At 67.6% G+C, this 8,049-nt stretch carries 8 protein-coding genes and 1 pseudogene; 4 read left to right on the plus strand and 5 right to left on the minus strand.

All coding sequences use genetic code 11. The annotated features are described in order from the left end of the window. The coding region (locus AC5RWU_RS23040; RefSeq protein WP_493986500.1) for a hypothetical protein at window positions 1-181 on the plus strand (181 nt) is incomplete at its 5' end. Here the strand turns inward: AC5RWU_RS23040 and ykgO are convergent. Further along, a complete protein-coding gene (gene ykgO / locus AC5RWU_RS23045; RefSeq protein ID WP_493986501.1) occupies window positions 178-300 on the minus strand; it encodes a type B 50S ribosomal protein L36 in 123 nt (40 codons plus the stop codon). The two genes, AC5RWU_RS23040 and ykgO, sit on opposite strands and share 4 nt — an antisense overlap. A gap of 26 nt (window positions 301-326) precedes the next feature. Further along, a complete protein-coding gene (locus AC5RWU_RS23050) occupies window positions 327-1,445 on the minus strand; it encodes a GTP-binding protein (protein ID WP_493986502.1) in 1,119 nt (372 codons plus the stop codon). 83 nt (window positions 1,446-1,528) lie between these two features. Here AC5RWU_RS23050 and AC5RWU_RS23055 point away from each other — a divergent pair, with 83 nt between their 5' ends. Then, entirely contained in the window at window positions 1,529-1,861 is a 333-nt protein-coding gene (locus AC5RWU_RS23055) for an ArsR/SmtB family transcription factor (RefSeq protein ID WP_493986503.1), read from the plus strand. Beyond that, complete coding sequence (locus tag AC5RWU_RS23060) at window positions 1,858-2,157, plus strand: hypothetical protein (protein WP_493986504.1); 300 nt, start codon at window positions 1,858-1,860, stop codon at window positions 2,155-2,157. The genes AC5RWU_RS23055 and AC5RWU_RS23060 overlap by 4 nt, the downstream gene beginning before the upstream one ends. Before the next feature lie 485 nt (window positions 2,158-2,642). Here AC5RWU_RS23060 and AC5RWU_RS23065 read toward each other — a convergent pair whose 3' ends face one another. Further along, window positions 2,643-2,810 carry a hypothetical protein gene (locus AC5RWU_RS23065; RefSeq protein WP_493986505.1) on the minus strand — a complete coding sequence of 56 codons (168 nt, stop codon included), beginning with the start codon at window positions 2,808-2,810 and terminating at the stop codon, window positions 2,643-2,645. Window positions 2,811-3,422: 612 nt separating this feature from the next. Between AC5RWU_RS23065 and AC5RWU_RS23070 the strand changes: the two are divergent. Next, window positions 3,423-4,368, plus strand: a pseudogene (locus tag AC5RWU_RS23070) (IS1595 family transposase). Window positions 4,369-4,435: 67 nt separating this feature from the next. On the opposite strand, the gene AC5RWU_RS23075 reads toward AC5RWU_RS23070, so the two are convergent. After that, on the minus strand, window positions 4,436-5,110 hold the full coding sequence (locus tag AC5RWU_RS23075) for a response regulator (protein WP_493986506.1): 675 nt from the start codon (window positions 5,108-5,110) through the stop codon (window positions 4,436-4,438). Window positions 5,111-5,355: 245 nt separating this feature from the next. Continuing rightward, a complete protein-coding gene (locus AC5RWU_RS23080) occupies window positions 5,356-7,899 on the minus strand; it encodes a DUF4118 domain-containing protein (RefSeq protein ID WP_493986507.1) in 2,544 nt (847 codons plus the stop codon). Window positions 7,900-8,049: the final 150 nt, after the last annotated feature.

Below are 8,049 nucleotides of genomic sequence, written 5' to 3' on the forward strand. Positions count from 1 at the left end.
ACCCCAGCGGGCGGCCGGCCATGCGCTCCAGGCGCTCGATCCGCTGCGCCATCGACGGATGGGTCCGGAACAGGTTGAGCACAGGGGGCCGGGCAGGCAGTGCAGTGAGATCCGCAAGGCCGGCGTGTACCGCAGCGGCGCGCCGGGCGGCAGCCGGTGCAGGCTACCGCCCGGTGTCTAGCCCTGCCGGGCCTTCATGCGCGGATTCTTCTTGTTGATCACGAACGTGCGGCCCCTGCGGCGCACGACCTGGGCACCCGGTATCTTCTTCAGCGCCTTCAGTGAATTGCGTACCTTCATATCCTCTTCCCTTTCCTTTCCATAGATCAGCCGGCCTGGGTGGCGGCGAGTTCAAACGGGTCGGCCAGCCGGCCGGGGCCGGCGGCCATTTCCGCGTCGGTGACCTCGCATCCGGCCAGCAGGGCAGCGGTCTCCGCGGCATCGACGCTCTCACCGGTAATGGCCACCACGGTTCCCCGGTCCCCGAAGACCGGGTGCCAGTCCAGGCGGGCATCGGCATGCTCCGGCTCCCCGCCGGCCTGCCCGGCGGGCCGGTCCGCCAGCCAGGGACCGGTGTTTTCCAGCCAGACCCTGGGCCCGATGCCCTGCAGGGCGATCCGGCACCCGGGGGCGGAGGCAACCCACAGCCGCCCGCGCAGCCAGCAGCTCCCCTCGGCCAGTTTCGGCAGGGCCTGGCGGAAACGCTGCGGATGCAGCGGACGTTCAACCCGGTGCACCACAGTGGTGAAGACCGGACCCGACGGCCCGGCCGGAATCCGCACCGTCCCCGGCACGGTGCGTGCCCGCGCCTCAGCCGCATCGTAACCGGCCGGACGGAAGCCGTGCTCAGCCTCATTGAGCACCGCATGCGGGGCCAGCTCACGCACCAGCTGCACCCCGCGGGCCCGCAGGCCTTCCTCGACCGGGATCAGCTCGGGGTCGGCCAGCAGGACCGTATCGGCAAAGGCGAGCTCGCCGAGAAGGAATTCTCCGGCCGTCCGGTCATCTTCCGGCTTGGCGGTATACCCCGACTCGAAGAGAGTGTGCCGGTCCCAGATCTGGTCCTCCAGCGCACCGGGATCACAGACCAGCACCACGGACCCAATGCACAGCTCACCGCCCAGACCCTGGCGCAGCGCCTCCACAGCGGTCGCTGACGGCACCGCCGGAGGCAGACCGACCACCACGCTCCCCGCGCCGGCGGCCAGCAACGCCCCAAGTGCGGGCACCACATCCAGCCGCACGGTGCAGTTCAGGCACCCGTGCTCCAGCGGGGTTTCCGTCCGCTCGGCCAGGGCTGCACCCCAGTAGACGCGGCGGCTTACCACCCCGCTTTCCTGCAGGTCATGCAGAACCACAACGGCATCATCTTCACGGGCCGCGATGACCCGGCAGGCCTGCCCGCGGCTGAGGGCATCCATGGAGCTAACAACGGTAAGACGCATACCCGGATTCTATATGAGAATGAATATCAATAGAGACAAGAGAATCGCTTGAATGTCACTTCAATACATGCTCATCTGTTTATATGATGGATGAGCGGGACTTCCAGGAGGCTGCCGAACTGTTCAAGGCGCTGTCGGCGGCATCGCGCCTGCGCATGCTGTGCATCCTCTCCGCAGGGCCCCGCACCGTCACCGATCTGGCCTCCGAGGCAAAAATGTCCCAGCCGCTGGTCTCCCAGCACCTGAGACTGCTGAGGGGACTGGACCTGGTCAGCGTTGAACGGTCAGGCAAGGAAGCGCTCTACGCCCTGGCCGACGATCACGTGGCGCACGTTATCCGTGACGCCATCACCCACACCCGGGAAACACGCCGCAGCAGCCCTCCGGCTGACCGAACCAAGGAAGAACCATCATGACCGAGGAAAACAAGGCCGAGCACACCGTTGAGGAGCACCGCCACGGCGGCGCGGACTGTGCCCACGAAACCGTGACGCACGGCGACCATCTCGACTACCTGCACGAGGGCCACCGCCACGCCGAACACGAGGACCACTACGACGAACACGACGACCCTGCCGAACACACGGTTGAGGAGCACCGCCACGGCGGCGCGGACTGCAGCCACGAAACCGTGACGCACGGCGACCACGTCGACTACCTGCACGAGGGCCACCGCCACGCCGAACACGGCGACCACTACGACGAACACTAAAGACCGACAGGAGCCCAGGCCGTCCGTGCCGCAACGCACCGGCATCCGTGGCCCTGGCCGTGAAGGCCGCCAGCAAAAACCCGGGGCCGGGAACGTCACCACACGTTCCCGACCCCTGCGTCTTGCCCTGCACATCCCAAAACGCCGATATCAGCCTCCCCGGGTCCGGTGCCCACAGGAAAACCACAAGGCCGCTTCATAGGCTGGTTTTGTGCTGCCGATGAAACTCGGCCCCGATCCTCACGGCAGGACCACGGGGCCCCACCACTTGGGGGGTGGGGACCCGTGCCCCCGTCGCCCACCCCATCAACCGGAACACCGATAACGGCGCATATGGAGAACCCAAAGCACAGGACCCATGCGGGATCGCCTCCTGACAGGTCTGTTCACCGGTGGGGCAGGGTCTGGGGGCGGATCCCATACGCGGTGGGCCCTGCACCGGCTTTGGTGCAGGGCCCACCGTTACGGGCTTGGTTGGCTATGGCCTATTTGTGGCCGGGTCCGTGCCTGTCCGGGCCGCGGTCGTTGACCTCGGCGTTGCCGCCGCGGTCACTCTTGGACGGGTTGTCGTCGGCCAGTGCCATGCCGGTGCCGGTCGCGCCGGTCAGCAGTGCCGCAATCATCAGAGCCGCAGCCCCACGCTTGATGTTCATCGGATACCTCCTAGGTTCTACCGGGGCTTCCCCCCGGCGTCGGGTGATTGACCGTCCCATCGTCAGAGGCACACATGAGAAAACGATGAGATTCCGATGAGACTTTTCTCAGCCGGCCGGTCAGGCGGCAAACCTGGACCGGCTGTGCTCGGGCCGGTTACCGGCGCGGTGGGTGGTTACCTGTAAGGCACTCTTCAATGATTTCCCAGTGTTGCCGGTGGATAACTGTGTGATGGAAGGGACAGGCCGCCCCAGCCGCTGAGGGCCAACCGTCCAGCCCTTTTCCGCACCTTTATCGGGGTGTAACTTCATGAATCGTGCCGCGTCCGCGCGCAGTCACTCCCCCCTTGGCTCAGTGTCCGCCGTCTAACCGTTGGGCTGGCCGTAGGGCAATGCTCGCACCGGTTTCTCCGTTCCGGCCCAGGCCCTGACACTGTCCGACACCCCTACATCAACGCAGGCTTCCCCACCCGGTAACCTGACCCGCAGGCAGCTTCAGCCCCGGCCCCCGCAAGGGACCGGGGCTGAAGCCCTTTAAACCGGTCCCGGCATCCCTAAGCCACCGATAACAGCGCAAGTGCGTATCCGGTTAGCTCAGGTTAGGGTGGCGACATGGGGCGGCCTGATTTCCCGCAGTCGATCCTGGAGTTCCAAGCCAGGTTCGGCGACGAGCGGGCATGCCTGGACTATCTGTTCGAGTGCCGCTGGCCCGCAGGCTTCGTCTGCCCGCGGTGCAAGGGCCGGGCGTCCTGGCCTGTGGCCACGCGGGGAACCTGGGAATGCGCCGGCTGCCGCTACCAGTCCTCTGTAACTGCGGGGACCATTCTGCACAAGACCCGTACCCCGCTGCACCTGTGGTTCTGGGCGGCGTACCTGATGGCCACGGGCACGCCCGGGATCTCGGCCGTGCAACTGCAGCGCCAGCTCGGGCTGGGCCGCTATGAGACGGCCTGGACGATGCTGCACAAGCTCCGCCGGGCCATGGTCAACCCCGGACGCACCCTGCTGAGCGGGGAAGTCGAGGTCGACGAATGTGAGGTCGGCGGCGTCGAAACCGGCCGGCGCGGTGGCAGGAGCCGCATCGCCCGGGCAGTGCGGGTGGCCGTGGCGGTCGAGGTCCGCGGCGAGGGCTCGGGACGGGCGCGCATGAAGGTCATTCCGGATGCATCGGCGGCCACCCTGAACGCCTTCATCGCCGCGAACGTGGCGCCCGGCGCCGTCGTGCACACCGACGGCTGGATGGGCTACGCGGGGCAGCCGAAGGAAGGCTATGAGCACCGGCCCCGCTCCCAGCGCGCCGCCAAGCGTAATGGCAATCCGGATCCTGTGATGCCCCGGGTCCACCGGGCGATCAGCAACTTCAAGTCTGCGCGGCACCCACCGCTCGGTCAGCGGCGAACATCTTCAGGTCTACCTCGATGAGCTTGTCTTCCGCTACAACCGGCGCGGCACGCCCATGGCAGCCTTCCAGACCCTGCTCGGACTTGAAGCAAGCCAGAGCCCCACGATCTACCGCCAGATCACGGACCACGGACCGGGCGCGGCCAAGAAAACCTGAGCTAACCGGATACGCACTACAGCGCATATGTCGTCCCCCCGTCGGCGGGCGGCGTTATAGGGATGGGTCAGGGTTCGAAGCGGTATCCCATGCCGGCCTCGGTGAGCAGATAACGGGGCCTGGAGGGGTCGGGTTCGAGCTTGCGGCGCAGCTGGGCCATGTAGACGCGCAGGTAGTGGGTTTCCCTGGCGTAGGCGGGGCCCCAGACGTGGGTGAGGACCTGCTGCTGGGACACCAGCCGGCCGGGATTTTTGGCCAGCAGTTCCAGGATGCTCCACTCCGTGGGGGTCAGCCGCAGGTTTTCCCCGCCGCGGGTCACGCGCTTGTCCGCCAGGTCGACCTCGAAGTCGGCGGTGACGATACTCGGGCTTTCCGGGGAGCCGGTGGACCGCCGGGAAGCGGCCCGGAGGCGGGCCAGCAGTTCCTCCAGGTCGAAGGGCTTGGTGACGTAGTCGTCGGCTCCGGCGTCCAGTGCCTCGACCTTTTCGTCGGAGGCGTGGCGGGCGGAGAGGATGATGATTGGTACGTCCGTCCAGCCGCGCAGCCCGCGGATGACTTCCACCCCGTCCATGTCCGGCAGTCCCAGATCCAGGATGACCACATCGACCGCATGCTGGGCTGCTTCGTGCAGGGCGGCGGCACCGGTCAGCGCGGTCAGGGTGGTGTAGCCGCGGACCTTGAGGTTGATCTGCATGGCGCGCAGGATCTGGGGTTCGTCATCAACGATCAGCACCGTGGTCATGGAACTCCTTCTCCGCTGTGCACCGCCGGGCAGTCCACCGGAACCGGCGTCACCACCATAACCGGGACCCGGACGGTTACCAGAGCCCGGAGCGGTGCAGGGAGCGGATGAGCAGCCACAGGGCGACGGCCCCCACGGCCAGGACCGGAATGATCTGCACTATGACATCCATGCCTTAAGGAAACAGCGGCCGGGAACCGGTGCCGCGGGTCTTGACGGTTTCCTGATGCTCCCAGGGTTGTTTTTTACGCAATCCCGATGGCGCTTAGCCCGGACACCCCGGTGGACAGGGGCAGGCGGATGATCATGGTCAGGCCCCCTCCCGGTGTCTCTTCGGCCAGCAGCCGCCCGCCCATGGCCTCGGTCAGGCCCTTCGCCACGGCCAGGCCCAGGCCGATACCGGTCCCGGCCGGTGCGTCATCGAGGCGCTGGAAGGGCTTGAACATGGTGACCACCTGGTCGGCCGGCACGCCCTTACCGTGGTCGATGATGCGCAGTTCGCTGGCCGGGAAGCCCTCGATGGTGGCGCTGCCGGTGCCGCCGACGGAACCGACAATGACAACCTCGGAATCCGGGGCATATTTGAGGGCGTTTTCGACGATGTTGGCGATGACCCGCTCCAGCATCCCCGGGTCCGCGTCAACGGCGGGCATGTTATCGGGCAGTTCCAGCCGTATCCGCCCGTCCGGCAGGCTGCGCAGGGCCTGGGCAACGGCGTCGGCCCAGTGCACCGGGCGGATCAGGGAAGACAGTGAGTCGCCGGTGATCCGGGACATGTCCAGCAGGTTCCCGACCAGGCTCTCGAGCCGGTCGCAGTAGTCCTCGATGGTCGCCAGCAGTTCGCGCTGTTCCTCCGGGGTGAATTCCACGTCGTCCTGGCGCAGGCTGCTGACGGCCAGTTTGATCCCGGCCAGCGGGGTGCGCAAATCGTGGGAGACGGCCCGCAGGATGGAGGTGCGCATCTTGTTGCCCTCGGCCAGGCGCAGGTTGTCCCGGTAGCTGGCGTCGAGCTGTTCGCGCTGGAGCATGGCCAGCAGGTGGGCACAGAACGCGGTGAGCAGTTCACGTTCGCGCTGGCCCAGGGTGGTCCCGGTCAGGGCCAGGGCCCAGACATCATCGAGCGATTCAACGGTGTCGGCGTCCTCGAGGTCCGGTCCCGGTGCAGTGCCGGTGCCGGCGTGCAGCTGCCACGTGCCGGGGCCGGCGTCGTTCTCCCGCCGGTACAGGGCGGCGCCGTCGGCCCGGAAGTGCTCACGGACATGATCCAGAAATCCGGTGATGCTGTTCTCGGCGGTGATCACGGTCCGGCTCAGTTCACCCAGAGCCGCCGCCTCGGCCTCGGCCTGCCGGGCGTGCCGGCCAAGCCGGGCGGCATAACCGACCACCAGGGACACGGCCACGGCGACGGCCAAAAAGATCACCAGGGTCAACACGTTCTCCGGATCGCTGACGGTCAGGGTCCTAACCGGCGGTACGGTGAAAAAGTTCACGATAATGCCGCTGAGCACCGCCGCCGTCACCGCCGGCCACAGCCCGCCGACCAGGGCCACGGCGATGGTTCCGGTGAGGTGGATCAGCATGTCCGTGGCGAAATGCTCGTGCGGCACACGCTCCAGCAGCAGGTGCAGGACCGGCGGCAGGGCCAGGGCCAGCACAAAACCGGTGACCGTGCGGGCCCGCCCCAGTCCGGGGGGCCGGCGCCGGGAGACTCCCTGGTTGCTTTGGGCATGGGAGACCATGTGCACGTCGATGTCCCCGGCATCCCGGACCACCCTGGCGCCCACCCCGGCGGCGAAGATCCTTCGGAGGGGTTTGTGGCGGGAAACGCCGATCACGATCTGCGTGGCGCTGATGCTGCGGGCGAAGTCCAGCAGGGCCTGCGCCGGGTCCTCTCCGCTGACCGAGTGGTAGCTCCCGCCCAGTTCGCTCACCAGCCGGCGCTGGGCTTCCAGCTCGCCCGGGGACTCCCCCGCCGCGCCCTCGGCCGGGCGCACATGGACCGCGTGCAGCTCACCGCCGGCGGCACCGGCCAGGATCCGTGCCGCCCGGCGGATCAGCGTCTGCCCTTCGGGCCCGCCGGTCAGCCCCACCACCACCCGTTCGCGGGTGGGCCAGTTCCTGTGGATGCCTTCCCGGGCCCGGTAGGCGCCCAGTCCCTCATCGACCCGGTCGGCCAGCCACAGCAGGGCCAGTTCACGCAGCGCTGCCAGATTGCCGGGCCGGAAGTAGTTGGCCAGCGCGGAATCCACCTGCTCGCGCGGATACACGTGGCCGGCCGCGACCCGGGCGCGCAGCAGGTCCGGGGCCAGATCCACCAGTTCGATCTGGTCCGCCCGGCGCACCACCTCATCCGGCACGGTCTGCGCCGGACGCAGACCGGTGATTGATTCCACCACATCGGCCAGGGATGCCAGGTGCTGGATATCGAGAGTGGAAATCACATCGATGCCCGCATCCAGGAGCTGCTCAACGTCCTGCCAGCGTCCCTCCTGCCGGCTGCCGGGCGCCTTGGAGTGGGCGTAGTCGTCCACCAGGGCGACCTGAGGGGCCCGGGCGATCACGGCTTCAACGTCCAGTTCCCGCTCCGAGGCGTGTCCCTGCGTCCGCACGGGCACGGTCTCCAGCCCCTCCCGCAGGCGGGCCGTGTGCGGGCGGCCGTGGTCCTCGGCCAGGCCGATCACCACGTCGGTCCCCTCCCCGTGCAGCCGGTGCCCCTCTTCAAGCATGGCGCAGGTTGTGCCCACGCCGGGGGCCGCCCCCAGATAGATCCGCAGTGTTCCTGACGCCATGGCACCATTCTTCCCCCGGACCAGTACCGGCGGTTCGTCCAAGGAGCGGCAGTTTGTCCTCTGCAGCGGCGCCGGCGGCCCGGAAGGCCCCAACCGCAGAAAACAAAGAGACGCTTTGCGAAAACCTGACAAACACACAAAACCAGATCC

It is taken from the genome of Arthrobacter sp. B0427-1-12, from assembly GCF_059092905.1.

Bases quoted from the DNA above. Each gene is read 5' to 3' on its own strand.
- ykgO (WP_493986501.1), bottom strand. From the start codon at position 300: ATGAAGGTACGCAATTCACTGAAGGCGCTGAAGAAGATACCGGGTGCC.
- AC5RWU_RS23050 (WP_493986502.1), bottom strand. From the start codon at position 1,445: ATGCGTCTTACCGTTGTTAGCTCCATGGATGCCCTCAGCCGCGGGCAG.
- AC5RWU_RS23055 (WP_493986503.1), top strand. From the start codon at position 1,529: ATGATGGATGAGCGGGACTTCCAGGAGGCTGCCGAACTGTTCAAGGCG.
- AC5RWU_RS23060 (WP_493986504.1), top strand. From the start codon at position 1,858: ATGACCGAGGAAAACAAGGCCGAGCACACCGTTGAGGAGCACCGCCAC.
- AC5RWU_RS23065 (WP_493986505.1), bottom strand. From the start codon at position 2,810: ATGAACATCAAGCGTGGGGCTGCGGCTCTGATGATTGCGGCACTGCTG.
- AC5RWU_RS23075 (WP_493986506.1), bottom strand. From the start codon at position 5,110: ATGACCACGGTGCTGATCGTTGATGACGAACCCCAGATCCTGCGCGCC.
- AC5RWU_RS23080 (WP_493986507.1), bottom strand. From the start codon at position 7,899: ATGGCGTCAGGAACACTGCGGATCTATCTGGGGGCGGCCCCCGGCGTG.